The organism is Salinibacterium sp. TMP30, assembly GCF_038397785.1.
Classification (GTDB): domain Bacteria; phylum Actinomycetota; class Actinomycetes; order Actinomycetales; family Microbacteriaceae; genus Rhodoglobus.
In genome coordinates this window covers 1,874,573-1,899,679 of record NZ_CP151642.1, presented here as the reverse complement: position 1 = coordinate 1,899,679, position 25,107 = coordinate 1,874,573, and the positions used below count along the sequence as shown (strand labels likewise).

At 59.4% G+C, this 25,107-nt stretch carries 24 protein-coding genes and 1 tRNA gene; 11 read left to right on the top strand and 14 right to left on the bottom strand.

The window, feature by feature from the left end; all coding sequences use genetic code 11:
• The first annotated feature begins 4 nt into the window (after window positions 1–4).
• Window positions 5–823 (top strand): CDP-alcohol phosphatidyltransferase family protein, encoded by an 819-nt coding sequence (locus AADH44_RS09235; RefSeq protein WP_341952510.1) that lies wholly within the window; start codon window positions 5–7, stop codon window positions 821–823.
• Window positions 820–1,686, top strand: a complete 867-nt coding sequence (locus tag AADH44_RS09230; RefSeq protein WP_341952509.1) for a glycosyltransferase — start codon at window positions 820–822, stop codon at window positions 1,684–1,686. The genes AADH44_RS09235 and AADH44_RS09230 overlap by 4 nt, the downstream gene beginning before the upstream one ends.
• Before the next feature lie 43 nt (window positions 1,687–1,729).
• Here the strand turns inward: AADH44_RS09230 and AADH44_RS09225 are convergent, their stop codons facing one another.
• Window positions 1,730–3,673 (bottom strand): DEAD/DEAH box helicase, encoded by a 1,944-nt coding sequence (locus AADH44_RS09225; RefSeq protein ID WP_341952508.1) that lies wholly within the window; start codon window positions 3,671–3,673, stop codon window positions 1,730–1,732.
• A 191-nt stretch (window positions 3,674–3,864) separates the two neighbouring features.
• On the opposite strand from AADH44_RS09225, the gene AADH44_RS09220 reads away from it, so the two are divergent.
• Entirely contained in the window at window positions 3,865–5,157 is a 1,293-nt protein-coding gene (locus AADH44_RS09220) for a CDP-glycerol glycerophosphotransferase family protein (protein WP_341952507.1), read from the top strand.
• Window positions 5,158–5,162: 5 nt separating this feature from the next.
• Here the strand turns inward: AADH44_RS09220 and AADH44_RS09215 are convergent, their stop codons facing one another.
• The 4 genes from AADH44_RS09215 to AADH44_RS09200 all read right to left on the bottom strand — a co-directional run bounded on the left by AADH44_RS09215 (window position 5,163) and on the right by AADH44_RS09200 (window position 8,410).
• Window positions 5,163–6,023 carry a hypothetical protein gene (locus AADH44_RS09215; protein WP_341952506.1) on the bottom strand — a complete coding sequence of 287 codons (861 nt, stop codon included), beginning with the start codon at window positions 6,021–6,023 and terminating at the stop codon, window positions 5,163–5,165.
• 53 nt (window positions 6,024–6,076) lie between these two features.
• A complete protein-coding gene (locus AADH44_RS09210; protein ID WP_341952505.1) occupies window positions 6,077–6,817 on the bottom strand; it encodes an ABC transporter ATP-binding protein in 741 nt (246 codons plus the stop codon).
• Window positions 6,817–7,617, bottom strand: coding sequence for an ABC transporter permease (locus AADH44_RS09205; protein WP_341952504.1), 801 nt, complete (start codon window positions 7,615–7,617; stop codon window positions 6,817–6,819). Before AADH44_RS09205 ends, AADH44_RS09210 begins: the two co-directional genes overlap by 1 nt.
• A 100-nt stretch (window positions 7,618–7,717) precedes the next feature.
• Window positions 7,718–8,410, bottom strand: coding sequence for a phosphocholine cytidylyltransferase family protein (locus tag AADH44_RS09200; protein ID WP_341952503.1), 693 nt, complete (start codon window positions 8,408–8,410; stop codon window positions 7,718–7,720).
• Window positions 8,411–8,612: 202 nt separating this feature from the next.
• Between AADH44_RS09200 and AADH44_RS09195 the strand changes: the two genes are divergently transcribed.
• From AADH44_RS09195 to AADH44_RS09185, 3 genes are read left to right on the top strand one after another with little or no spacing between them, the layout of a single operon-like run.
• Window positions 8,613–10,262: an ATP-binding cassette domain-containing protein gene (locus tag AADH44_RS09195; RefSeq protein WP_341952502.1), complete on the top strand. Its 1,650-nt coding sequence runs from the start codon at window positions 8,613–8,615 to the stop codon at window positions 10,260–10,262.
• Window positions 10,238–11,809: a hypothetical protein gene (locus tag AADH44_RS09190; protein WP_341952501.1), complete on the top strand. Its 1,572-nt coding sequence runs from the start codon at window positions 10,238–10,240 to the stop codon at window positions 11,807–11,809. The genes AADH44_RS09195 and AADH44_RS09190 overlap by 25 nt, the downstream gene beginning before the upstream one ends.
• A 28-nt stretch (window positions 11,810–11,837) precedes the next feature.
• A complete protein-coding gene (locus AADH44_RS09185) occupies window positions 11,838–12,098 on the top strand; it encodes a DUF3039 domain-containing protein (RefSeq protein ID WP_009771671.1) in 261 nt (86 codons plus the stop codon).
• 16 nt (window positions 12,099–12,114) lie between these two features.
• Here the strand turns inward: AADH44_RS09185 and AADH44_RS09180 are convergent, their stop codons facing one another.
• The gene (locus tag AADH44_RS09180; protein ID WP_341952500.1) at window positions 12,115–13,407 is read right to left on the bottom strand and encodes a nicotinate phosphoribosyltransferase; all 1,293 of its coding nucleotides are present in this window, start codon (window positions 13,405–13,407) and stop codon (window positions 12,115–12,117) included.
• Window positions 13,408–13,479: 72 nt separating this feature from the next.
• On the opposite strand from AADH44_RS09180, the gene murI reads away from it, so the two are divergent.
• The 4 genes from murI (at window position 13,480) to AADH44_RS09160 (ending at window position 16,362) form a co-directional block, all read left to right on the top strand.
• Window positions 13,480–14,319, top strand: a complete 840-nt coding sequence (murI, locus tag AADH44_RS09175) for a glutamate racemase (protein WP_341952499.1) — start codon at window positions 13,480–13,482, stop codon at window positions 14,317–14,319.
• A gap of 75 nt (window positions 14,320–14,394) precedes the next feature.
• Window positions 14,395–15,144, top strand: coding sequence for a ribonuclease PH (gene rph, locus AADH44_RS09170; protein WP_341952498.1), 750 nt, complete (start codon window positions 14,395–14,397; stop codon window positions 15,142–15,144).
• Window positions 15,144–15,773: an RdgB/HAM1 family non-canonical purine NTP pyrophosphatase gene (rdgB, locus tag AADH44_RS09165; RefSeq protein ID WP_341952496.1), complete on the top strand. Its 630-nt coding sequence runs from the start codon at window positions 15,144–15,146 to the stop codon at window positions 15,771–15,773. The genes rph and rdgB overlap by 1 nt, the downstream gene beginning before the upstream one ends.
• Window positions 15,774–15,819: 46 nt before the next feature.
• On the top strand, window positions 15,820–16,362 hold the full coding sequence (locus AADH44_RS09160) for a HEAT repeat domain-containing protein (protein ID WP_341952495.1): 543 nt from the start codon (window positions 15,820–15,822) through the stop codon (window positions 16,360–16,362).
• A gap of 32 nt (window positions 16,363–16,394) precedes the next feature.
• On the opposite strand, the gene AADH44_RS09155 is transcribed toward AADH44_RS09160, so the two are convergent.
• From AADH44_RS09155 to AADH44_RS09120, 8 genes are all read right to left on the bottom strand, one after another.
• A complete protein-coding gene (locus AADH44_RS09155) occupies window positions 16,395–17,132 on the bottom strand; it encodes a VTT domain-containing protein (RefSeq protein WP_341952494.1) in 738 nt (245 codons plus the stop codon).
• A 217-nt stretch (window positions 17,133–17,349) separates the two neighbouring features.
• Window positions 17,350–19,068 carry a thiamine pyrophosphate-binding protein gene (locus AADH44_RS09150; RefSeq protein ID WP_341952493.1) on the bottom strand — a complete coding sequence of 573 codons (1,719 nt, stop codon included), beginning with the start codon at window positions 19,066–19,068 and terminating at the stop codon, window positions 17,350–17,352.
• 53 nt (window positions 19,069–19,121) lie between these two features.
• Window positions 19,122–20,105 carry a C-terminal binding protein gene (locus tag AADH44_RS09145; protein WP_341952492.1) on the bottom strand — a complete coding sequence of 328 codons (984 nt, stop codon included), beginning with the start codon at window positions 20,103–20,105 and terminating at the stop codon, window positions 19,122–19,124.
• Between the two features lie 68 nt (window positions 20,106–20,173).
• On the bottom strand, window positions 20,174–20,968 hold the full coding sequence (locus tag AADH44_RS09140; RefSeq protein ID WP_341952491.1) for an amino acid ABC transporter ATP-binding protein: 795 nt from the start codon (window positions 20,966–20,968) through the stop codon (window positions 20,174–20,176).
• Window positions 20,965–21,924, bottom strand: coding sequence for an amino acid ABC transporter permease (locus AADH44_RS09135; protein WP_341952490.1), 960 nt, complete (start codon window positions 21,922–21,924; stop codon window positions 20,965–20,967). Before AADH44_RS09135 ends, AADH44_RS09140 begins: the two co-directional genes overlap by 4 nt.
• Before the next feature lie 6 nt (window positions 21,925–21,930).
• Window positions 21,931–22,848 carry an ABC transporter substrate-binding protein gene (locus AADH44_RS09130; protein ID WP_341952489.1) on the bottom strand — a complete coding sequence of 306 codons (918 nt, stop codon included), beginning with the start codon at window positions 22,846–22,848 and terminating at the stop codon, window positions 21,931–21,933.
• A gap of 204 nt (window positions 22,849–23,052) precedes the next feature.
• Window positions 23,053–23,721 carry a GntR family transcriptional regulator gene (locus AADH44_RS09125; protein WP_341952488.1) on the bottom strand — a complete coding sequence of 223 codons (669 nt, stop codon included), beginning with the start codon at window positions 23,719–23,721 and terminating at the stop codon, window positions 23,053–23,055.
• Window positions 23,722–23,797: 76 nt separating this feature from the next.
• Window positions 23,798–23,879: transfer RNA gene (locus AADH44_RS09120), tRNA-Leu, on the bottom strand.
• 142 nt (window positions 23,880–24,021) lie between these two features.
• Between AADH44_RS09120 and AADH44_RS09115 the strand changes: the two genes are divergently transcribed.
• On the top strand, window positions 24,022–25,089 hold the full coding sequence (locus AADH44_RS09115) for a TauD/TfdA family dioxygenase (protein WP_341952487.1): 1,068 nt from the start codon (window positions 24,022–24,024) through the stop codon (window positions 25,087–25,089).
• Window positions 25,090–25,107 lie beyond the last annotated feature (18 nt).

Below are 25,107 nucleotides of genomic sequence, written 5' to 3'. Positions count from 1 at the left end.
CCGCGTGTCTACCCACACACCAGCAGACCCCTCAGCCCGCCCACAAAACATTGCGCAACTACGCGAAATAACGCAACCCCCCGAAGTGCGGATGCGAGCTAACGCCGAACACTGGACGGCTTCGCTCTACCTGCGCGACATCTCGCCCTACCTCACCTGGATACTGCTCAAAACCTCAATTAGCGCCAACGGTGTAACCGGGCTCATGATCCTCACCGGATGGCTCACCGCAGCGGCCCTCCTCATCCCCGGCTTCACCGGTGCCGCCCTCGCCCTCGTACTCGGCCAACTACAGATGCTCGTCGACTGCAGCGACGGCGAAGTTGCTCGCTGGCGCAACACGCGCTCACCGGCCGGGGTGTTCCTCGACAAAGTTGGGCACTACACAACCGAAGCGCTCATCCCCATCGCCCTCGGCATCCGGGCAGCAGGGTGGCCACTCGACTTTCCGGCAGATTTTGCCTGGACCACCGCCGGCTTTGCGCTCGCACTTCTCATCGTGCTCAACAAAGCCCTCAATGACATGGTTCACGTGGCTCGCGCCAATGCTGGGCTAGAGAAACTCAGCGACCGCAAAGGCGAAGCCGAACCGAGTCACAGCGTCGTTGCACGACTGCGTCGACTGGCCCGTTTCGTTCCCTTCCACCGCCTGTACCACTCGGTAGAGCTCACCATGATCGCCTTCGCAACAGCGATCGTGGCGCTCTTTGTTCCCGCGCTGGCCGCCGAACGCGCCGTACTTCTCATCCTGCTTCCGCTAGCAGCGCTCGCCCTGGTCGGTCACTTCGTTGCGATTATGGCATCCAAGCGCGTTCGCTCATGACCCACCACATTGGCGTAGTTTCCCTCACTCAGGGAAAGCGCCCCGACGAACTCGCTCGCGGGCTCGCCTCCCTGCAAGCACAACAGGGCGTTGAACTCGACATCATCGTCGTCGGCAACGGCTGGGAGCCCACCGGGCTTCCCGATGGCGTGCGAGGCCTTCACCTGGCCGACAACCTCGGCATTCCTGCAGGCCGCAACCGCGGTGTGGAGCACGTCACCGGTGACTGGATTTTCTTTCTCGATGACGACGCCAGCATCCCCTCACCAACCTTCCTCAACGACGCAGTTGCCAGAATGGTGGCCGACCCCACGATCGGGCTCCTGCAGCCACGCGTAGACGATGCCGAGGGCAAAGAAAACCCGCGGCGGTGGATACCCCGCATCCGTAAGGGTGACCCAAAGCATCCGAGTGACGTCTTCTCCGTGTGGGAAGGTGCAGTGCTCATGCCTCGCCCACTGTTCGACGAAATCGGTGGATGGGGCGACCCCTATTTCTATGCCCACGAAGGCATAGAGCTGGCGTGGCGAGTGTGGGGTGCAGGAAAACGCGCCTGGTATGCCGGAGATCTCGTTGCCAATCATCCGGCCATCGATCCGGCCAGGCACAGCTACTATTACCGACTCAACGCACGCAACCGCATCTGGTTGGCAAAACGCAACCTGCCCATTGTGCTTGTGCCGATCTACGTTGCCAGTTGGACCGCGATCCAAATCCTGCGATCAGCTCGCGACCCCGTCGGCATGCGCGCCTGGTGGGGTGGCTGGTTTGCTGGGTGGCGAGAAAACCCGGGAGGCCGCCGCAGCATTGGCTGGGCGACCGTGGGGCGGATGGCTCGTGCCGGCCGCCCTCCCGTGATCTAAACTCGGCGTCTCAGCAGTAGAGGCGCACCACTAGCAGCGAACCCTAGCTGCGTGGTTTGCGCGTCGGGCGGTCTTCGTAACGGCTGCCGCTGTCGCGGGTGCCGCTGTCGCGAGTGGTGCTGTCGCGTCCAACATCGTCACGCGGGCCTGAATCACGCTTGTTGTAGCCGCGCGACTCTTCACGCTCACGGTTCGCGCGGGCTCCACCTTCGAAAGAACGGTCTCGGCTCGGGTACTTGCCGTCGCCACCACGTGCTCCGCCACCGTTTGCTTTACGGTCGGGGCTGATCTCGATCAGTTTGCCGCTGATGCGGGTATCGCGCAGCTTCTCCAACACATCCTTCGACATGTCTGCAGGCAACTCGACGAGTGAGAAATCGGGGCGAATCTGGATGTGACCAAAGTCTTCCCGGCTGAGCCCACCCTCATTGGCGAGGGCTCCCACAATCTGGCGAGGCTCAACGCGTTGACGCTTGCCCACCTCAATGCGGTATGCCGTCATCGGTTTGGTCGAACGGGGGCGACGCTCTGGGCGGTCTCCACGATCTCCACCACGATCTCCGCCACGCTCAGGGCGATCGTTGCGTGAGTTGCGATCGTCACGTTCGCTGAAACGCTGGGCGCGTTCCTCCTCAGCCGACAGCAGCAGAGGAGTCTCGCCCTGAGCCACAACGGCAAGAGCGGCAGCGACATCCATTTCAGGAATGTCGTGGTGCTCGACGTAGTGCCCGATGATGTCGCGGAAGGCGGTGATACGCCCCTGCTGGTTGAGGGCCTCAGTAATTGCGTCATCAAAGCGAGTGAGACGGGTGGAGTTGACGTCTTCTACTGAAGGCAATTGCATCTGGGTGAGCGGCTGGCGGGTTGCCTTCTCAATTGCGGTGAGGAGGCGACGTTCACGCGGCGTGACGAAACTGATTGCCGAACCGCTGCGACCAGCACGACCCGTGCGGCCAATGCGGTGCACGTACGATTCGGTATCAACGGGGATGTCGAAGTTCACAACGTGACTGATGCGGTCGACGTCGAGTCCACGGGCAGCAACATCTGTTGCTACCAGAATGTCGAGCTTGCCCGACTTGAGTTGGTTGACGGTGCGCTCGCGCTGAGCCTGAGCCACATCGCCACTGATTGCCGCAGCCGAATAACCCCGTGCGCGAAGCTTTTCCGCCAAGTTTTCTGTTTCGCTCTTGGTGCGAACGAAGACGATCATTCCCTCAAAGTTTTCGACTTCGAGGATGCGCGTCAGAGCATCCACCTTCTGCGGGTAAGAGACAACGAGGTAACGCTGGCTCGTGTTTGCCGAAGTGGTGGTCTGCGATTTGACGGTGATCTCTTCAGCGTCACGCAGGTATTTCTTGGAGATGCGGCGAATCTGAGCAGGCATGGTTGCTGAGAACAGCGCCACCTGCTTGTCTTCGGGGGTATCGGCGAGGATCGTCTCGACGTCTTCGGCGAAGCCCATCTTGAGCATCTCGTCGGCTTCATCGAGCACAAGATACTTGAGCTCCGAGAGGTCAAGGGTGCCTTTGGCAAGGTGGTCCATGATGCGGCCGGGAGTACCGACAACAACGTGAACACCGCGACGCAGAGCAGAAAGCTGAACGCCGTAAGCCTGGCCGCCATAAACAGGGAGCACGTGTACGCCGCGCATGTGGGTGGCGTACTTCTCGAACGCCTCACACACCTGCAAGGCAAGTTCGCGGGTAGGGGAGAGCACGAGCGCTTGTGGCTTGCGTTGCGAAACATCGAGGCGGGACAGGATGGGCAGCGCAAACGCTGCAGTCTTACCTGTTCCGGTCTGTGCGAGGCCGACCACGTCGCGCCCCTCCAGAAGAGTAGGGATCGTGGCGGCTTGGATCGCAGAGGGCGTCTCGTAGCCAATGTCGCGGACCGCTTTCAGTACCGCATCGCTGAGCGAGAGGTCGGAGAAAGTGATCGCGGTCTCGGTGGTGTCAGACGGTGCGGTTGAATCAGAATCGGTCATTCTATCAACCGTACCTCCTCAAGCTGCGAAATCCCGCGGATTCGAGTAGTGTGCCCCCCAGAATTCCATGCGAGGCAGGGCGAGTACTATCGAAACCGCGGCCCAATCTCACGACACCGCATCAGCATCGGCTCGGTAACGGTGTGGTGGGAAGTGCGTTGCACCGGCCCTCCACCGATCTGATTGAGACCATGGCGTTACTGAAAGATTTCACAACCGCACGAAAAGTGGTGCGCACAATGCTGCGTTCGCGCCGCAATCGGCGTCGCGTCGCAAGCCTCGTGGGCCAGCATCCGCTGCCAACGCCCGGGTCAGTCAGTATCGCCGTCTACTTTGCGGACACCAAAGTCAATCTGTACCAAATCCGCCAGTGGTATGCGCCGCTTGCGGAGTTGTCGAAGCGTTTTCCCGTGAGCATCATCGCTCGGTCGCCCAGTTCAGTGTTGGCGCTGTGGGATGAGGCCCCGGTTCCCACGGTGTACTTGCGTCGGGTGTCAGAGCTTGAGCACTTTGTGTCAGAGCAGCCGCTCAAGATCGTGTTTTACGTCAATCAAAACTCCAAAAACTTTCAGATGTTCCGTTACGGTCGCATGTGGCACGTTTTCATCAACCATGGTGAGAGCGACAAAATGTACATGACCACGAACCAGTTCAAGGCCTATGACTATAGTTTTGTCGCTGGCGAAGCGGCCCTCGACCGGTTGAGCCACAAGCTCTGGGACTTTGATCTCGCGAAGCGCGCCATCCCGATCGGGCGTCCGCAAGCCGACCACTTTGCGGGAGAATTGCCGTACACGCCAGACGACCGCACTGTGGTTCTCTACGCCCCGACGTGGGAGGGCGACCGGGAGGCTGCAGCCTACGGCTCAATCGCCACCCACGGTGAGGCATTGGCGAACGCAGTTCTGGCCAGCGACAAGCACCGTCTGATCTACCGTCCGCACCCGCGAAGTGGTGTTGTCGACGACGAATACAAGCGCGCGAACACTGCGATCATTGCGGCGATTGCTGAAGCCAACGAAACGGATCCGTCAGTTCAACACATTTATGATGACGGTAATGAGCTGGGCTGGCAGTTGGTGGCGGCGGATGTTGCCATCACCGACGTTTCGGCCATGGTCTATGACCGGCTCGCGACGGGTAAACCGCTGATCGTTGCTCGACCGGTGTCGCCTCTGGCAGATATCGATGAGGCAGGCTACCTGGGATCGTGCGAGTGGTTGCGCGCTGACCAAGCTGGTGACATTCTGTCGATCGTCAGTCGTGTGCAGTTCGATGCTGAAGCGCAGGAGCGTTTGGGTTATTGGGCGGAGCGCCATTTTGGTGATACGAGCCAGGGTTCAGCGACAACGCGGTTTCATGATGCCATTGAATCGTTGATCGCGTCGTGGCACAGGCACGCACAAATTCATATCGGTGATCGCCGTGGCAGTGAAGGTGACCCTTTTGAGGATGACGACGACGAGTCACCTGCTGCCGAGTAGGTGACTTAGGGGCGTTTGCGCAACTGAGGCAGCTTAGGCAGTTGTGGCATCCGCTTGCGACCGTTGGGTGCTGTGCGTTCGCCGCGTTCCTTCGGCGGCTTCGACACTTTCGGCTTCTTCGGTTCCTTCGGTTCCTTGGGTTCCTTGGCTGTCTTGACGACGAGCACCGGCTCAAGCCACGCTGGCAGTGTGGTCGGCGCAGGCCCGAAACCTTGACGCGAGGTGCGGATGATCTGTCGCCCCAGGATGTGGTTACCGCCTCCACCAATCACGGCACCGATGCCGAAGGGCATCAAGCGTCCGACGATATTGGTGCCCTGAGCGGCAGCAAACTTTTTCAGAAAGGTGTGTTTGATGCGGTCTGCGAGCGGCCCCATAAGGGCGGTGGGTACGCCTTTGGCGAGGGTTTCGCCCCAGTAGGCGGAACGGGCACCACCGGAGCCGGTGGCTTGCGCGGCGAGCTGCTTAACAAGATCACTGCCGGCGGTGCCCAGCACCATCGTCATCACGAGGGCGCGTGCTCGGTCAGGGTCGTCGACGACAATTCCGTGGACTTCAGTAACGGACTGGGCGAAGAGCGCACTGGCTTCCAGAAAGCCGGCAGTTTCGACGCTCGACAACGCGAGCGATGCGCCGGTACCCACCGCGGGGATGGCCGCACTCGCACCTACTAGGGCACCGCCGGTCGTTACGGCTGCGAGGTAGCGGCGCTCCAAGATCGCAATGATTTCATTCGGCGTCGCGTGAGGCTTTCCTTTGCGGATGCTTCGAATGTGGGCGAGCACAACCGGTCGTTGCACGGTGAGCACACGGTCAATGCCGCGCGCAACCATGGGGTTCGACGTGCTTACTTCGCTTGATGCCATGGGGTAAACCGTACCGGAGCGCTCTGACGGCACCCCGAAAATTCGGCAGCCGTTCAGGAACCGTAATCAGCGTTGTAGCGGGCCAGTACATCGCCGATGGGGCCATCGAGCACAAGTTCACCCTTGTCGAGGTAAAGCCCGCGGCTGCAGAAGCGACGCAGGTCGCGTTCATTGTGGGAGACAAAGAACAGGGTGCGCCCGCCCATAAGGAGTTCTTCAATTCGTCGGTAACACTTCTCACGGAACGGTTTGTCGCCCACCGCAAGTACCTCATCAACCAAAATAATGGGCTCTTCGAGGCGTGAGATCACGGCGAAGGCAATACGCACCTTCATGCCGCTCGAGAGGTGTTTGTAAGGGGTATCGATGAATCGCTCGATCTCAGCAAAGCTGATGATCTCGTCGAAGCGCTCGTTGATCTCTCGCTTTGTCATTCCGTGCAGGCCAGCGGTGAGGTATACGTTGTCGCGCACGCTCAGATCCTCGACAAAGCCACCGGTAATTTCGATGAGCGGGGCAACGCCCTGACCCACCTGCACGGTTCCTTCATCGGCGAGCATCACTTCGGCGACCAGCTTCAGCAGGGTTGACTTACCCTGACCATTGCGGCCGACAACACCGATCGCTTCGCCAGCAGTGACATCGAAGCTGACGTTGCGCAACGCCCAGAATTCGTTGGCACGAGCGCGACGCTTGCGGCCCGCGAACAGATCTTTGAAGCTGCGACGTGATCGCCGATTGAGTCGAAACCGGATGCCCGCATCCCGCACCTGGATTACGGTTGTGTCGTTCACTAGATCTCCTTCAGCACAGCACGCTCGGTGCGCACGAAGACGAGGATTCCGACGGCCACCAGAATGCAGCTCATGAGTGCCCCAATGAGTACGGCATACCAGTCAAGTTGGTCGGGAAAGAATGCTGCCCGGTAGAGCGAGAAGATACCGGCGAGCGGGTTGAATGCGGCAAGACCGTCAAGCCCGAGCTTCTGCAGATCGGGGATCCCATAAATGATGGGGGAAGCGTAGAAGAGAAAACGTAGGGCAAGTTTGGTGGCCCGTTCGAGGTCACGGAAGAACACAACGAGGGGCGCAACAATGAGCCCGACGCCCACGGTGAGGATCGCCTGAAGCAGAACGCCTAGCAGGAAATATATGGCTTCCCAGTGCAGTACCGCTCCGGTGATTATCGCGAAGAAGGCGAGCACGGGCAGGCTGGCGATGAACTCGATCCCTTTCGAGAGTACGAGTCGCGCAACCCAGATGGTGCGCGGAATTTTGGTAGACCTGATCAGCTTGGCTTCACGCAGGTAGGCACGGGTGGCATCCGAAACTGCACCGTTGAACCACATCCACGGCAACAGTGCGGTGAGGAGGAACACGATGTAGGGCTGCTCGCCTACAGTGCGATCAAAGACTTGGGTAAAGACAAACCAGTAGATGCCGGCCATCACAAGAGGGTCAAGAATGGACCACACGTAGCCGAGGGCTGAGGTGGAGTACCGCACGCGCAGGTCGCGGACAGTGAGCAACCAGAGAATGCGGCGGTATCGGGTGATGGGAGACCATGCCGGTCGGCCAAGTGCTGTGTACGCCACGCCCCTATAGTAGGCGGGCGAAACCCTAACTCTGGCACAGCAGCGCTGTGAGGTGAGAGATTCTTCGGTGCGCGACGTGTGAAGCCGCAGCGGATGTGACCTAAACGAAGAGGTTTGCCCGCTCAAGGTCTTCAGCGAAGTCGACCTCGATCGCGTAGAGATCAGAAATGTCGATGGGCTCGATGAGTAGGCGATCTTCGTCGATGGCGAGCTCAATGCCGCGCTCGAAGTAGTCCTGGTCGCCAACCCTCTTGAGGTGGCGGACCAGCGTCGCCTTTGCGTCGCGCGAGATGTAGTTGATGCCAACCGCTTCGCCGAGGCCGCCCTTGACGGTCTTCGAGAGTTCCTTGATGAAACCTTCTGCGTCGGTTGTGTACTTGACTTCTTCGTCAGAAACCTTGGCGGTGTTGACGCTGACGAATGACTGGTCGCGCGCAACCATCAGTGCTGCGCGCTCAAGTGCGGTCGGGTCGAAGACGACATCGCCGTTCATCCAGAGCACTCCACCGGGAGTGGATGCCTGCAGTGCCCGCATCAGGCTCTTGGAGGTATTGGTCTGGTCGTACTGCTCGTTGTAAACGAACGATGCTTCAGGGAAAGCTTCGATGATGTGTTCAAGCTTGTAGCCAACAACGATCGTGACCTTTACGTTGTTGCCGAATGCGTGGTGGATGTTGTCAAACTGCTGCTTCATGATCGTGCGGCCATCGTTGAGCTCAGTAAGCGGCTTCGGAAGCGAACGGCCCAAACGACTGCCCATGCCGGCAGCTAGAATTACGACCTGTGTAGTCATGGTGGTCTCCTCAGTGGTTCTGGGATCCGGGGACGAGATTGTGTAGTTAATCTGCTGTTCACCCGGGATTGGTAAAATCGACACACCTTTGTGCGATAGTCAGGCTAGCTGTGCTTGCCGAGAACTCCATAGATATTTCGGGGTTGTTGTGTATTTGTGATACTCGCTCATGCTCCCGGCATCTGATTGGTAGGTTTGGACAGTGGAAAATGCCCAGACACCCGACGAGGGCAAGAAGACTGTTAAAACGCCGGTAACGAAGCCCGCAACGAGCACCCGCAAGCCCGCCGCTGCACGCGGTGCTCAAGCAAAGCCGGGCGACGCGAAGCCAGCATCCTCTGCTCCTCGCAAGGTGGCAGCCAAGAAACCCACCGCCCCCGCAACGCCGGTGGCAAAGAGCACCGTCCCGCGGTCCGCAGCGGCAAACAGTGCACGTTCGAGGGCAACCGGCGCGAAGCCAACGTCGGCCAAGCCATCGTCGGCCAAGCCAACGACTCCGAGGACGACAGCTACTCGGGTCGCGGCCAAAAAGCGGGCAACGACCACACAGACAGCGAATGCAGAGGCGGCGACGCCGGAGTCTGAGCCAGCCGCAATCGTGGCAGATGCAGCTGAAGCTAAGAGCCCTGAACTTCAGACACCAGAACTTCAGACACCCGCACTTCAGACACCCGAACGTCAGGCACCTGAATCGGAGAGCCCGGAACCCATCGAGAAGCCGGATGGCGCGCTCGCAGGCCTCGCTCGCTTACGCGCTCTTGCCTCACAGTTCGCCGCATCAGCTCCCGCCGTAGAGCTCGACTCTGGACCGAAGAGTGTTGAGAACCCGGTAAAGCACGATGCTGAGGTGGTCGCAGAAACAGCTCCCGACTCAGAGCGTCACGAGGCTAGGGGGATCGATGCGGAGCCCACAGAGGACTCATCGGCCCACACCGCCGCGCTTGTCGATTCCACACCCCGTGCAGCGCCGAAGCGGAAGCCCAAGGACAAGACACCGGTCGCGCCGGAGCCGCAGCCGCAGCGCGAGCGTGAGAGCGCTGGTGTGGTTGCAGTGCAGTCGACGGTCTCTCACGCTCGTGAGGCGACATCCACCGATATTGTTTTGAAAGTTCGCGGGCTTTCGAAGGGCTTTGGCGACACGGTTGCGGTCAATGACATCGACTTGAACGTTCGTGCCGGAGTCTTCTACGGCATCGTCGGCCCCAACGGTGCCGGAAAAACGACCACCCTGTCAATGATTACCGGGCTCTTGCGACCCGATTCCGGAACCGCCACCATCAATGGCATTGACGTGTGGGATTCGCCCGAGATCGCTAAACGCTCCATCGGTGTGCTGCCCGATCGCCTGCGCATCTTCGACCGCCTCACCGGTTCGCAACTCCTCTACTATTCGGGCGTGCTTCGCGGGCTCAAAGCGGCTGAAGTGAGAAAGCGCTCGGCAGATTTGGCGACAGCGTTCGGACTCGACGACGTGATGGGTCGCCTCGTCAGCGACTACTCCTCTGGCATGCTCAAGAAGGTGGCGCTCGCCGCTGCAATGATCCATTCGCCACGACTGTTGGTTCTTGACGAACCCTTCGAATCGGTCGACCCCGTCTCGGCTACCACGGTTACCCGCATCCTGAAGCAATATGTGGATGCCGGTGGAACAGTGTTGCTCTCCAGCCACCGCATGGAGCTGGTACAGCGAGTCTGCAGCCATGTTGCCGTGATCGTCGAAGGCAGCCTGCTCGCCGATGGAACAATTGATGACGTTCGAAACGGGATGTCGCTCGAAGACCGCTTTGTGCAGTTGACGGGCAAGAACTCCAGCGGGGGAGGGCTTGAGTGGTTGAACAGTTTCTCCGACTGAAACTGACCCTCCTCGCGAACACGTTCCGTCGAGGGCCACTCGTGGCATCAAGCATGGCCTTGGTGTTGCTCTACAGCCTTGTCCTCGCGGTCATCGCGATCATTGCGGTCGCGAATCTGCGCGACACCACACCGGAAATCGCTGGCAGCACTCTCGTAGTTTTCGGCTCAATGGTGCTGATTGGATTCCTCTTCATGCCCCTCGGGTGGAATGCGGATGACGCACTCGACCCACGCAGATTCTCCTACCTGCCGCTCACTCGGCTCCGCCTCGCGCTGCTGTTACTACTTGCCGGCGCCATCAGCATTCCCACGCTCATGCTTGTCGGCCTTGCGGTAGCTCAGATTGTCGCCTGGTCGGGAGCCGCAACATCCGCCATCGTCGCGGTGCTATCTGGCCTCATCGTGATCGCCACCGCAGTTATTGGTTCACGGCTCGCAAGCCTGATTGCTGCACGGTACTTGAGCACTCGCCGACTGCGCGAAAGTTTCGGCTTCGTTGCCATCGCGCTCGTTATCGCATTACTGCCGATCGCCGTGCTCTTGGCACTTTCTGACTACCAGTCGCAAGTGCTTCCCGTACTTCGGAGAAGTGCGGCGGTGCTCGAATGGACGCCGCTGGGAGTCGCATTCAGTGCACCGGCCGCTAGCGCTGCCGGCAGTGCGAGTGAAGCCGCAGCCAAGCTCGCGATTGCTTTCGGATTCCTCGTCGTGCTTGCCGCCATCTGGTACGCCATGCTCGGCTTCGTGCTCTCCCGGCCCGAGCGCAGCGCTGTCGAAACCTACCGCTCCGGTTTGGGGTGGTTCCGCCTGATGCCGTCCACACCACTCGGCGCAATTGCGGCCCGCAGTCTCAGCTATTGGGCACGCGACGCCCGCTACTTCGTCGCCTTAGCGGCGATCCCGATCATCCCCATCGGAATGGTCGCAGCACTCCTCGTTGGGGGAATCGGTGCCGGCATAATTGCGTGGATTCCTGTTCCCGTCATGTGCCTGTTCCTCGGCTGGAGCGCGCACAATGACGTCGCACACGACAACACCGCACTCTGGACCCATGTCTCCGCCCACACGCACGGCGCCGATGATCGTTGGGGTCGAATCGTTCCCGGTCTCCTTGTCGGAATCCCTCTCGGGATCGTCGGCAGCATCATCACCGTCATCATCGTGGGCAACTCTGAGGCATTGCCCGGTTTGATCGGGCTCAGCCTGTGCTTGCTCTTTGCGGGATTAGGAGTGTCGAGCATCAGTTCGGCAGCATTCCCCTACGCTGCGCCGCTGCCAGGCCACGGAGCGTTTATTCAGCCTCAGTCACTGATTTCCAACGCGGCAACTGTGCAGTCATTCACGTTCGCGCTGTCGCTATTATTTGCAGCGCCCGTGCTTGCCGTCGTGTTCTTCAACCCTTTCGAGGCGCTAGACCCGAACTGGGCTGCGTTCCTCGTTGGGGTGCCTCTCGGTTTGATAGTGCTGGTCATCGGTGTGTACTGGGGCGGACGCATCATGGTCCGTCGCGGTCCAGAATTGCTTGCCCTGTCAACCCAGAACTAAACCGGCCAACGCGAAGTAGAATTGACGTATGGCTGACACCGATCACACTGGCGGCGGAACTGACACTCTCGACCGCGAACTTGAAGAACTGCTCAATCAGGAGCAGGTTGAAGAGGGCGACCACGAACGTTTCTCTCACTACGCGCCGAAGAACAAAATTATGGAATCGGCGCTCTCCGGAAAACCAATCCGTGCTCTGTGCGGAAAACTGTGGACGCCAGGTCGCGATCCCGAGAAGTTTCCCGTCTGCCCCACGTGCAAAGAAGTTTATGAGAAGCTCAAGGGCTAGCGCCTAGTACTAGCGCCTAGTAGTAGACGGTCGGTACGACGGGTTCACCGCGCGACAGCCGGAACGCATTCTGCGGCAGCTCTGCCAAAGCCTGCTCTCGGTGGTCGCGTGCGGCGCACGTTCCGTCATGACCAAGCCAGCGGGCATCCGCAGTTCCCTTTGTCATGAGGTCGACGATGAGATCGCGGCCCTCAACATCGGGCCGACCTTCGGAGGTCTGGTAGATCAGCTCGGTCACGGCACGACCACCCTCAAGTGTTCTTACCGCTGCCTTGTGCCCGCCGACGGTGGCCTTTGCCGTCGACTTCTTCGCAACCGACACCCATTCACCGGCATCGTTGTGGTGGGCCACGAGTTTGTAGACCATGCCCGCAGCCGGATGACCGGAACCGGTCACTACTGAGGTTCCGACACCGTAAGAGTCAACGGGGGCAGATCGCAGCGCTGCGATGGCGTACTCATCGAGATCGTTGGTAACAGTGATGCGGGTGTTGGTTGCCCCGAGCGAATCCAGCTGCGCGCGAACCGCCGCGACCTGAGCGGCAAGGTCGCCAGAGTCGATGCGCACCGCACCGAGTTCAGTGCCGGCAACCTTCACTGCAAGATCGACAGCTTTCTCTACGTCATAGGTGTCGACGAGCAGTGTCGTCGAGGGCCCGAAGGCGTCAACTTGCGCCTGAAACGCTTCTTCTTCTGAATCGTGCAGCAGAGTGAACGAGTGAGCAGCGGTGCCCATCGTTGGCACCCCCCAACTGCGGCCGGCTTCGAGGTTGCTGGTTGCGCTGAAGCCAGCAATATAGGCGGCGCGGGCGGATGCCACAGCAGAACGTTCTCCGGTGCGACGTGATCCCATCTCAGCGATGGGCCGTGCGTCGGCAGCAGACACCATGCGCGCAGCAGCGGAGGCGACAGCCGAGTCATAGTTCAGCACACTCAGCGCAAGGGTTTCGAGCAGCACAGCCTCGGCGAACGATCCCTCCACGATGAGCACGGGGGAACCGGGGAAGTAGGCGTCACCTTCGCGGTAGCCGGTGATATTGCCGGTGAAGCGGTAGTTGGCGAGCCAATCGATGGTGTTCGGGTGAACTATCTTGTTCTGCTGCAAAAAGGAGAGTTCGTCGTCGCCGAAACGGAACTGTTCAACCAGTTCAAGCAACCGCCCGGTGCCGGCAACAACGCCATAGCGGCGGCTGTCGGGAAGCCGGCGGGCAAACGCCTCAAACACGCAGGGGCGTTCATGGCGGCCACTGCCGATGGCGGCGTCGAGCATGGTGAGCTCGTATTGGTCAGTTAGTAGAGCTGTACTCACCTGATCAGCGTACGCGACAGACCCTGAAGGCGGTCAGGGTCTCCCTGCGCATCCACCACTACGATTGATGGCGTGACTGATGCACCCATTGGCGTTTTCGACTCCGGAGTCGGCGGCCTCACCGTCGCCCGCGCCATCATCGACCAATTGCCTCACGAGTCGATCGTTTATGTTGGCGATACCCTCCACTCGCCCTATGGACCCAAACCGATTGCGGATGTTCGGCGCTATGCCCTCGAAGTGATGGATCGTCTCGTCGACGATGGCGTCAAACTGCTCGTCATTGCGTGCAACACTGCCTCCGCAGCGATGCTGCGGGATGCCCGTGAGCGTTACACCGAGGCGTACGGTATCGAAGTGGTTGAAGTGATCCAGCCCGCTACGAGGGCGGCAGTGAGCCAGACCCGCAATCGTCGCGTCGGAGTGATCGGCACCGAGGGCACCATCAAGTCGCGTGCCTATGTGGATGCCTTCGCCGCAGCATCCGATATCGAATTGTTCACCCAGGCGTGCCCACGATTCGTTGAATTTGTGGAGGCCGGCATCACGACCGGGCCCGAAGTTCTTGCGGTCGCGGAAGAGTATTTGGCACCACTGAAGGCCGCCGAGATTGACACGCTTGTGCTCGGCTGCACCCACTACCCGCACATTTCTGCGGCGATTCAGTATGTGATGGGCCGCGACGTTACGCTCGTCTCCAGCGCTGAAGCAACCGCCTACGACGTCTACAGCACTTTGGTGGCACACAACCTGTTGCGCGATTCGACCGAACCGGCCGAACATACCTTCGAGGCCACAGGCCCAGACAAGGAAGGCTTCACGCGTTTGGCTTCCCGATTCATGGGGCCCAACATTGTGCGAGTTGAAACCTTCGAGACTGGTGCAATTAGCTTGCCGACGCTGCCCAGCTAGCCAGAAGTTCTATTAGCCAGATACCCCCTAGCCAACTATCCCGCTCGCCAGAATTCACCGATAGAGAGAAGAGACATGACACGTCACGATGGTCGCGAAAACAACGAACTGCGCAAGGTCACGATTGAGCGCGGTTGGAGCGACCAGGCAGAAGGGTCAGCCCTCATTTCCTTCGGTAAGACGAAGGTACTGTGCACGGCATCCTTCACCAATGGCGTGCCGCGCTGGATGACTGGCAAAGGCAAAGGCTGGGTCACGGCCGAGTACTCGATGCTGCCGCGCAGCACGAACAGCCGCATGGACCGCGAAGCCGTCAAGGGTAAGGTCGGCGGGCGCACCCACGAGATCTCGCGCCTCATCGGCCGCAGCCTCCGTGCCGTTGTCGACATGAAAGCTCTCGGCGAGAACACCATCGTCATCGACTGTGACGTGCTCCAGGCCGACGGAGGAACCCGCACGGCGGCCATCACCGGCGCTTACGTTGCGCTCGCGGACGCCATCGAGTGGGGTCGCGAAAAGAAATTCATCGGCAAGAACTCCAAAGCCCTGTTCGACTCACTCGCCGCCGTGAGCGTCGGAATCATCGATGGTGAGCCCATGCTCGACCTCGCCTACGTCGAAGACGTGCGTGCCGAAACCGATATGAATGTTGTTGTCACCGGGCGCGGCCTCTTCGTAGAAGTTCAGGGAACCGCCGAAGGTGCACCATTCGACCGCCGCGAACTCGACTCCCTTCTCGACCTCGCCCTTGAGGGGGCAGTTGACCTCACCTCGATGCAGGTCGCATCGCTTGCTGAAGGTGCCGCAGGATCCGACGCAAAATAATGCACGTCGTCCTCGCCACCCACAATGCCCACAAAGTTCTTGAGCTGCGCCGCATCTTGGGCCCAGCCCTCGACGGTATCGAACTCGTCGCCTACGACGGACCTGAGCCCGTAGAGGACGGCGACACTTTTGAGGCGAATGCACTGATCAAGGCGCGGGCAGCAGCCATCCATAGTGGGTTGCCTGCGCTTGCCGACGACTCTGGAATTTGCGTTGATGCGCTGGGTGGTGCCCCCGGCATCCATTCGGCTCGCTATGCGGGCACCCGCAATGACAGCGACAACGTTGAGCTGCTACTGACGAACCTTGAGGGTGTGGATGATCGTGCTGCGCAGTTTGCGTGTGCTGCGGCGTTCGTGGTGCCCGTCGATGGTGCCGCTGCTGCAGGCGCTGATAGCAACGTTGAGCGTCACGAGTTCGTTGAGCTCGCGCTGTGGCCAGGTCGTGTTGCGACCGAACGTAGCGGTGCCCACGGTTTTGGTTATGACCCCATTTTTTGGCCAGATGGTGGAAGCATCACGTCGGCGGAGATGACATCGGAACAAAAAGACGCTCTTAGCCATCGTGCGCAAGCGTTCACCGCGATCATGCCCATTGTGCGCGCGCGATTGCTCGGCGACACGAAGTAGGCGCTTGTCGTTCTCGTGCAGGAGAACAACAACGTAGGGTTGAGGCGTGTCTGAACATGATGATCCCCACGCAGTAAATCTTGAACTCCCTATCGCGGCCCGCATTGCGGCAGCGAGCGAACGACATGGCGAAGCCGTCATTGTCGAGCGCGCGGTCTCTCTCATTGAGGGCAACAACGAGGGCAAAGAGTTCCTATTGATCGTCGGAGGCGAACACGCTCAGGGCATCCTCGACGGTGCGCCCGTGTTGTACTGGCCCGAACTGTGGGGAACCCGCGCACTGCTGCACGCCTGGGATGACAGTGCTGCGGATGCCGTACGCGCGGCACTCAGCAATCAGGCGTGGCGTGTGCGAGAGATGGCAACCCGTGTTGTTGCTACTCGTCGACTCGACGCTCGCGAACAGCTTGTGGCGCTCCTCACGGATGAAACTCCGCGTGTTCGTGCGGCAGCAGCGCGTGCCCTTGGCACCGTCGGAACCTCAGAAGAGATCGAAGCGATGTCGTCCCTTGTCAAAGACGAAGACATTGAGGTGCGTCGCGGCGCCCAGCAGGGCATGGACGCAATCCGCAAGCGTGAAGCCAAATAGCTAGCGGACCGCAACATCCATAGGAACTCCGCCTAGTCGTCGAGCTTCTGATCGAAGTCCTTGGGGTGAAGTGCAAGCTTTTCTGCTTCATCGTCATCGAGTGCAGCGGCGCGACCGGCGTCACGTGCCTTCTTCGCTTTGTACGACGAGCGAAAGTAGTGGTAGGCAGTCGGTAGCACCGAGATGGTGACGGCGGCGAGCAGGATGATGTCGATGTAGTTGACGATGAAGTCACGCAGCGGCGGAATGTAGCCGAGCAGGAATCCGGCGTAGGTGAGGCCGGAACCCCAGATGAGTGCGCCGATGGCGTTGTAAAGGGAGTATTTGCGGTAGTCCATATGGCCGACGCCTGCTGCTACCGGTGCGAAGGTTCGCACGACGGGAACGAAGCGGGCCAAGATTACTGCGAGACCGCCGAAGCGGCCGAAGAAGGCATTGGTGCGTTTAACGTTCTCGACGCTAAACAACCCGGTCTCTTTTCGTTCGAAAACTTTCGGGCCCAATTTGTGCCCAATCAGGTAGCCGACCTCGCCACCCAAGAATGCTGCAACGCTGATGGCCAAACACACCCACCAAATATCAAAGCCGATGACGCCAGTGAACGTCAGCACGCCGGTGATAATGAGCAGCGTATCGCCGGGCAAGAGGAAGCCAACGAGCAGTCCTGTCTCGGCGAACACAATGAACGCGACCCCGAGCAGCGCAAACGCTCCGAAGCCCTCGATGAGGTTGTTGGGGTCAAGCCAGGGAATCAGAGCGGTGCCTACCAAAGGGATCTCCAGAATCGTCGGCTAGGTGCGCGTAGTCGGCGACGTTAGCAATGAACTAGGAGATACAGTATCGCGTGTTGTCGGGTCGCCGCTGTGGGGATTACCCCCGGATTCCTCAACTGTTTGTAGTCGGCACACACTGCACCACGCTTACCGTGCGCCTTGGTCTCCGTTTCGACCTCTGTGGAGTGCGCGGAGGCGCGGTAACTGCAGGCCTTTACTTCTCGTGCGCTGCTGGACGGTCCAGGTGAGTCGGGGCAAAGAGCTCGAGCTTTGTTTCGACGAGCACTAGCTGAGGGCCGCCAGCAGCTAGTCCCTCGGCTACCGCCGCCGGCGCATCTTCGATGGACACTTTCCGCGCTGAGATTCCGAAGGACTTCGCGAGTGCCACGTAGTCAGGGCGAGTGAGCTCGGTTGCGGTCGCCGCTCCGAACTCGGCGACCATGTACTCTCGCAGGATTCCGTAGCCGCCGTCGTCGATGATGAGCCAGGTGACATCTAGGTTGTGCTGCGCGAGTGTGGCGAGCTCCGCGATGCCATACAACGAGCCGCCGTCACCGCTCACGGCGAGCTTCGAACTCCCGCCGTCGGTGTGGGCGGCAAGCGCGGATCCGATTGCTGCGGGAAGCCCGTAGCCGAGACCGCCTGAGCCCTGTGCCGAAGCAGAAATCCCCTGCTGAGGGTTCCACGCCGACCAAGCCCAGTAGGCGAGAACAGTCATGTCCCAGAACGTGTCCGTGTGCGCAGGTACAGCAGCACGAAGTTCGGCAATCAACTTCATTTCCTTCTCAAGCGGCTGAGCTGCGAGGCGCGCCGCCACCTTGTCTCGGACTTCTGCGGCACGCGCGGCGCTTAAAGCGAACTTTTCCTCGCTAGCGTCGCCTTCCGGCAGGGCAGCGAGGATACCGCTCAGTGCATCGCGTGCGTCTGCGTGAATTCCCATACCTCGGTAATTGGCTGTTAGCTGCCCCAGGTCGGCATCGATGTGGATGACTGTTCCTCGTGGGTCAAGCGTGAAGTAGTTGCTTGATAGTTCGCCGAGACCGCTGCCGACCACCAAGAGCACGTCGGCGTCCTCCAAAAACTCGGTCGTATGCAAGTCTTCTGCCCACGATTGCAGGCTGAGCGGGTGCTCCCAGGGGAACACCTCCTTGCCGCCGAATGTCGTTGCGACCGGAGCGGCAAGTCTTTCGGCAAGTTGGAGCAACTCAGTCGTGGCCGCGGCGGCACGAACACCACCACCGGCGTAGATAACGGGCCGTGCGGCCGAGGCAAGGATCTCGGCTGCGCGCTCGATAAGTGGTTGCGAAATGCGGGGAGTTTTGCCGTGAACCAGCATCGGAGTGGGAACGGGGAATAGATCCTCGTCGATGCGTTCGAGCAGCACATCTTGCGGCAATTCCAAGAGCACCGGTCCGGCTGGGGCGTCAAGGGCGTGTTGCCAGGCCTCGATTACGGCTGGCACGATCTGGGAGACATGCCGAACAGTGAACGTGTCTTTCACGACACCCTTGAATGATGCAGCCTGGTCCGGCAACTCGTGGAGGTATCCGTGTCGTCCGCCACCAAGGCCGCGGACCGGGATTTGGGCGGCGACCGCAAGAACAGGAATCGACGAGGCTGCTGCTTCTTGAAGGGCGGCGAGCGAGGTCAGCGCGCCGGGGCCAGCAGACAAGAACAGCGGAGCTACGGTGCCGGTTGCGCGTGCGAGGCCGTCAGCCATGAATCCGGCGTTGTTCTCGACGCGTGAACTCAGGTAGTGCAGATCGCTTCGGCGGATAGCGTCGAAGAGTCCCAGTGCATGTTGGCCGGGCAATCCGACCACATGTCGCCCACCGAGCGCCTGAATTGTCTCGAGGACAAGGTCGCCACCGATGCGCTCATTTTTTCCCGTCGCGCTCTGGGCATTGTCGTCGGATGAGTTCGTTGGATTCATGATGTATCTCAGTTTTCGTTGACTGCGGCCCAGAGGTGTGCGGAGGGCAGTTGTTAGAGGGGAGGTGTGGCGGTGGCCGGGCGGCCAACAACGCAGGCTGTCGGTGAACCACTCGAATACCACTCAGTGATGTAGCTGGCAGGGTCGGTCTCGTAGTGCCTTAGTGCCTCATCTGAGAGGAAGGCTGCGTGGGGGGTCACCACAGCGCGCGGATGGTTGCGGAGCCGATGATCAGCCGCGGGCGGTTCGCCATCCAGCACGTCGAAGCCAACGCTCGCGAGTTTTTCGCTGTCGAGAGCCCGGATGCAGGCGTCGAGGTCGACTAGTTCACCGCGGGAAACATTGATGAGCACGGCATTGTCACGCATGCTGGTGATTTCATCGGCACCGATGAGGTCGCGCGTGTCCGCAGTGAGCGGAAGGTGAAGCGATACCACATCCGATTCGGTGATTACTGTTTCGAGGCTTGCAGGCTCGGCGACACCGTCAGTTGGGGCACGGAACGGATCGAAAGCAATGACGCGACCGAACAGCGGCGCCGCTATCCGGGCAAACTCTGCGCCGATCCTTCCGTAGCCAATGAGGCCGAGAGTGAGACTGCTGATGCGACGCGGAACCACGGCGAGGTCGTCTGTCCAGCCGCCATTTCTTACTGTCTGCACCATCGCGGGGTACTCCCGCAATGCAACAAGCGTGAGCATGAGTGCGTGCGCGGCAACCTCTTCGGTAGCAGCATGACCAACATTGGTCACCCAGATTCCGCGCGCTGTCGCATGTGTGACATCGATCATGTCGGTGCCATTGCTCGTTGCAGCGATGATTCCGAGTTGCGGCAACTGGTCGATCATCTGAGCACTGATGTCTGAAAAGCCCACGACGATGCCGATCGCGTGACGCTGTGATTCATCGATCTGCCCCGAAGAATCGACTCGCATCAGCTCGGAAGTGATTCCGTGGTTGTGGAGTAGTTGTTTAGCAGGTGCGGGATCAAGATCGGTGAAGTCTGAAAAGAGCACCAGGGGAGTGGTCGCAGACACAGGAATCCTTTCATTCGGGCCGTCGAGCGGCCAAAAGTTCTCGAAGTTGAGCGTGGCGGAGTGGCGAACTACAGCACTTTGGACAAGAACGACCGAGTACGTTCGTGCTGCGGATTGCTGATCACGTCTTCTGGTCGTCCTTGCTCCACTACTTGTCCCGCATGCAAGAACGCGACTTGATCGCAGACCTCGCGCGCGAAACCGATCTCATGTGTCACAACGATCATGGTCATTCCGCTGTCTGCGAGACCGCGCATGACGTCGAGAACTTCGCCGACAAGCTCGGGGTCGAGTGCACTCGTCGGCTCATCGAACAGCATGATCTCAGGATCCATGGCAAGAGCGCGGGCGATAGCGACACGCTGTTGTTGTCCGCCGGAGAGCTGCATGGGGTAGTGAGCGTGATGGGAGGAGAGCCCAACTCGTTCGAGCAGTTCACGTGCGCGCTCAATCGCCTGTTTGCGCGGCCGGCCGAGAACCTTCATCGGCGCCTCGATGATGTTCTCAAGTACGGTCATATGCGCAAAGAGATTGAACTGCTGAAAAACCATGCCGGTGCGAATACGCTGCCGCGTGATCTCCGCCTCCGTCATATCGTGCAGTTTGCCGTTCTTCTCTTTGTAGCCGACTAGCTCGCCATCGATCCAAATGCGGCCACCATCGATCTTCTCTAGGCTGTTGATGCACCGCAGAAAGGTTGACTTTCCGCTGCCACTCGCACCGAGCAAAGACACGACGCTGCCACGAGGCACTTCCATGTCAATGCCCTTGAGAACCTCGTTGTGGCCGAAAGACTTATGGATGTTCTTTGCGACCACCATCGGCACGTCGGAGTTCGTTTGAGGCGAAAACTCATTGCTCATTCTTTGCTCTTTTCCTGCACCGTTTGCAATAGCTCGGTATTAGATACGCGGCCGGGGCGCAGATTTTTTGCTAGTCGCTTTCCCACCCTTGGGCTGCTAGTGCTGAAGCCTCGGTCGAAGCGCTTCTCAAGTTGCATCTGGAGAATGGTGAAAATTGTTGTCATCACCAAGTACCAAATTGTTGCCACGATCAGCATCTCGAACACGTAGAAGTTCTTCGCGCTAATCGCTTGTGCTCGATTCAGGAGATCAGGCACGGCGATGACGCTGACCAGCGAGGTCATTTTCAGCATGGTGATGAGGTTGTTTCCGATGGGGGGAATGATGACGCGCATGGCTTGCGGAAGTACGATGCGCCACGTCACGTGACGCTGCCGCATGCCCAGCGCTGCAGCAGCTTCGATCTGACCCTTGTTCACTGATTGGATGCCGCCCCGCACGATCTCGGCCATATAGGCACCCTCGTTGAGGCCTAGTCCAAGAATCGCTGCGCCAAAGGCAGTGATGATCACGTTGGTATCGATTGAGAAATCCGCGATGCCGATTCGTGGAAAGAACAGTGCCAGGTTGAACCACAGTAAGAGCTGCACAAGCAATGGTGTTCCGCGGAACAACCAGATGTACCCTGCCGACACCGCTTGCATTACTCGGTTCTTAGACAGTCGTGCAATGGCAAGTAGCACACCAAGGGTGAGACCGATCAGCATCGCAATTGCGGTAAGCAGCAGTGTCGTGCCGAGGCCGCGCAGAATGGTTTCACCGGTAAGATTCTCGAAAACGATCGCCCACCTGATGTTGTCGTTCGTGACGATAGACCAGATCAATGCTCCGAGGGCGAGAACCAGTAAGGCGCCAGCGATTGCCTGACCAGGATGGCGTACGGGCACAGAGTGGATGGCGCCAGTTCCGTGCGCGGCTTTCTCTAGGTCTTCTATCCGAGAGTTGCGGGTACTCATCGCGGGCTACGGGATCTCGTTGATTTCTGCTTGTGTAATAGCGCCTACGGCAAGGTCGTTCGCGTCGAGAACCTCTTCATAAACCCCGGAGTCAATGAGGTCATTTATGGCAGCCTGCACAGCATCGCGCAATTGTGTGTCGTCCTTGCGGAATACTTCGCCGAGCAGTGATGGCCCGAACGAGGGATCGCTGATGGCAGTGAAGATATTGCCATTGCCGAAGTTCGCAGCGCTGTACGCCGCGACAGGGTACTGAGAGAGGCTGGCATCGGCCCGTCCCGACTGGAGCTGCTGCAGTGCATCCGCGTCAGAGGTAAATGCAGTGACCGTCATCTGGTTGTCGGAGCAGAGGTCGTCATTCATAGCTTCGAGAAGCGAAAGTTGATGTGATGCGTCGAGCACTGCGACGTTGAGCCCGCAAAGATCGTCTCGTGTTGTGATCCCCTTGGGGTTATCGGCGGGGACAGTGATGCCCTGAGGTGTGTTGAAGTACGTGACGAAGTCATACTTCTCAACCCGATCCGCGTTGATCGTCAAGGCAGCGCTCACAATGTCGAGGCGCTTTGCGTCAAGGGCCGGCAGGAGTCCATCAAACGCCATATTCTCGAGCTTGATCTCCACTCCGAGCACATCGCCCACCGCGTGAAGGAGGTCGGGGTCAAGGCCGATGATGGTGGCGTCGTCGTCTGCGAAAGACTCGTAGGGCGGGTAGTACGCCTCGGTGCCGACGGTGATCACGCCAGACTCCATGATGCGTTCTGGCAGCATCGCTTGAATGTCGGTGTTCAGGGCTGCCGTGGGTCGGTCACTTGCCGGAACGTCTTGGCTCCCCACTTCGGTAGCTGAACATCCGGTGAGGAATAGTGCTGCTGCGGCGACCGCGGCGACCGCGGTCAGCGTTGAGGGGCGTGGCTTCATGGACATTGGGTTCTCCTCGTCGTTGAGTGAAATGCGTCAAGTTCAGGCCGTGGCCCGCCCACGACTGTACCGCATTGATCACCAAAAATTAAACTAAGCGTCTGATTTTGCATAAATTGAAGACCAAATTGACTCTAGGCCCTGAAATACTGAATTAGAGGCACCCAAAATACGCCCTCCACCGATGGTTGAGCCAATAGCGAACGATGACTAGTGCGCGTCGAGACCGACGATCAGGTTCTGCTCGTGGCGGTCGATGTGTTCGGTGATCAAACGTTGCGCTTCCCAGCCATCACGGTGCATGAGCGCATCGCGGATAGCGCGGTGCTCAGCGACGATAGTTGTGACATCACGTTGAAGAGCGACATCCGTCTCCTGAGCAATAGTGATCACTCGCACCACTTGTTGCGCGATCGAAGAATAGAACTCGCTGAATCGGGGGCTCTCAAGAAGCGCGATCACGGTTCCATGGAAAGCGGCGTCTGCCTTTGCGAGTTCAACCGACGTGAACCCGTGTTCTGAAGCCGTTTCCATGGCGTTACAGGCATCATCGATGCGTTCGAGCAGCGTTGAGCTTACGGTTGAGACGCAACGCGCAGCCTCCGACTCAAGAAGACGGCGAACTCGGTAAAGGTCTCGAACATCCTGGCGTTCATACTTTCGTACCGACGCACCCTGATTGTGCCGATGAGTTACGAGACCATCAGCGGTAAGTGCTAACAGCGCTTCGCGGATAGTTCTTCGAGAGACACCGAAGCGCGCAGCAAGGCTAACCTCGCGCAGTGGTGAGCCCTGGCTGAACGAGTCGTTAAGGATTTCCTCGCGAATCGCATCAGCAATGACCGAAGCTGAGCGATTCGAGTTGATTTCGACCGACATTCCACCCCTCGGTGCTCGTGAGCGACGATTCGCGCCCGTGGGCTAACGTACTCGATCTGCGCTGCGCTGCGTTTTGTGCGGAAGGCGGGACTTGAACCCGCACGCTCGAAAGCACAGGAACCTAAATCCTGCGTGTATACCAATTTCACCACTCCCGCTGGCCGAATAATCTTAGCGCGAGAAGCAGGCAACAGGTTGCACTTAAGGCATCACTTCGTTTTTGCTGTGCACACCCTTTGATTCGCTGCGGATGCCCTTACTTTTGGGGCTAGAGGGTGTAATTTATGAAGTGTCTTCCCTATGGAGACGATGTCCGCGATCGCGCCTTCCCAGAGCCAATTGAGCCACAGCTTGCGCGTCGCACGAAGCAAGGAGAGCGACATTACCGTTCACGAGCTCCAATCGAGCCTTTTCACTCTCGACTCGGCTACGGCCGAAGCGATTCGTACTGCTGCTGAGCGCATTACTGCTCACCCCAACGAAAACCCGGATGACTTCGGTCGACAGGCGCTCGCGGCAGCGTTTAGTTTGCCTGAAGAGGTCCGTGCCGCTGTTCTGAATTTCGCTGAGGTCGGTTCTGAGGCCGGAATTATGGTTGTGCGTGGTCTGTATGTCGATGAAGACCTCACAGATACCCCGCTCAACAACAAGAGCGGTCTCGGTGCCGGCACCGTGTTCGCCAAGGAAATGGGTATGCTGGCTCACCTGCTCGGGAGCATGGTTGCTTACGAAGCTGAGGGAAACGGCCACCTCATCCAAGACATGGTCCCCAACCCGAAGCTTGCCGTGACTCAGCAGTCGCAGGGTTCGAAGGTTGAGCTTGAAGCTCACACCGAGCAGTGCTTCTCGGTATTCAAGCCTGACTACGTCATTCTCGGCGCGCTTCGTGGCGATGAGAACGCCAAGACGTATGCGTTCTCGGGTCGCAAGCTCGTGCAGCACATGTCTGCTGAAGACGTCGCCAAGCTGCGCCAGCCACTATGGGCCACCACGATCGATGAGTCGTTCCAGCCGTACATTCCGCGCCCGGATGACGTCCGTGGTCCGTTCCCGATCCTGACCGGTCCAGAAGATGACCCGTACATTCTTGTTGATCAGGACCTCATGCACGGCATCACCGCTGAAGCGCAGCGTCTGCTCGGCAAGGTTGTTGAAACCTACATCGAGCACCGCGATGCCCACGTTTTGCAGCCGGGTGACCTGCTCATGCTCGACAATCTGCGCGCCATGCACGGTCGCTCAATGTACACCCCGCGCTTTGATGGCAAAGACCGTTTCATTGCGCGTGGTTTCGTTGTGCGCGACCGCCGCAAGCTCTGGCCACAGCTGCTCGACGACCGTCGCACCCTCGCAGCGGTTCACAGCTAAAGCGACTCGGCCCCCACG

What these genes read in the sequence shown, in the direction of transcription:
- AADH44_RS09230 (WP_341952509.1), top strand. Translation starts at nt 820, where the DNA reads ATGACCCACCACATTGGCGTAGTTTCCCTCACTCAGGGAAAGCGCCCC.
- AADH44_RS09225 (WP_341952508.1), bottom strand. Translation starts at nt 3,673, where the DNA reads ATGACCGATTCTGATTCAACCGCACCGTCTGACACCACCGAGACCGCG.
- AADH44_RS09220 (WP_341952507.1), top strand. Translation starts at nt 3,865, where the DNA reads ATGGCGTTACTGAAAGATTTCACAACCGCACGAAAAGTGGTGCGCACA.
- AADH44_RS09215 (WP_341952506.1), bottom strand. Translation starts at nt 6,023, where the DNA reads ATGGCATCAAGCGAAGTAAGCACGTCGAACCCCATGGTTGCGCGCGGC.
- AADH44_RS09200 (WP_341952503.1), bottom strand. Translation starts at nt 8,410, where the DNA reads ATGACTACACAGGTCGTAATTCTAGCTGCCGGCATGGGCAGTCGTTTG.
- AADH44_RS09185 (WP_009771671.1), top strand. Translation starts at nt 11,838, where the DNA reads ATGGCTGACACCGATCACACTGGCGGCGGAACTGACACTCTCGACCGC.
- rph (WP_341952498.1), top strand. Translation starts at nt 14,395, where the DNA reads ATGACACGTCACGATGGTCGCGAAAACAACGAACTGCGCAAGGTCACG.
- rdgB (WP_341952496.1), top strand. Translation starts at nt 15,144, where the DNA reads ATGCACGTCGTCCTCGCCACCCACAATGCCCACAAAGTTCTTGAGCTG.
- AADH44_RS09150 (WP_341952493.1), bottom strand. Translation starts at nt 19,068, where the DNA reads ATGAATCCAACGAACTCATCCGACGACAATGCCCAGAGCGCGACGGGA.
- AADH44_RS09140 (WP_341952491.1), bottom strand. Translation starts at nt 20,968, where the DNA reads ATGAGCAATGAGTTTTCGCCTCAAACGAACTCCGACGTGCCGATGGTG.
- AADH44_RS09135 (WP_341952490.1), bottom strand. Translation starts at nt 21,924, where the DNA reads ATGAGTACCCGCAACTCTCGGATAGAAGACCTAGAGAAAGCCGCGCAC.
- AADH44_RS09130 (WP_341952489.1), bottom strand. Translation starts at nt 22,848, where the DNA reads ATGTCCATGAAGCCACGCCCCTCAACGCTGACCGCGGTCGCCGCGGTC.
- AADH44_RS09125 (WP_341952488.1), bottom strand. Translation starts at nt 23,721, where the DNA reads ATGTCGGTCGAAATCAACTCGAATCGCTCAGCTTCGGTCATTGCTGAT.
- AADH44_RS09115 (WP_341952487.1), top strand. Translation starts at nt 24,022, where the DNA reads ATGGAGACGATGTCCGCGATCGCGCCTTCCCAGAGCCAATTGAGCCAC.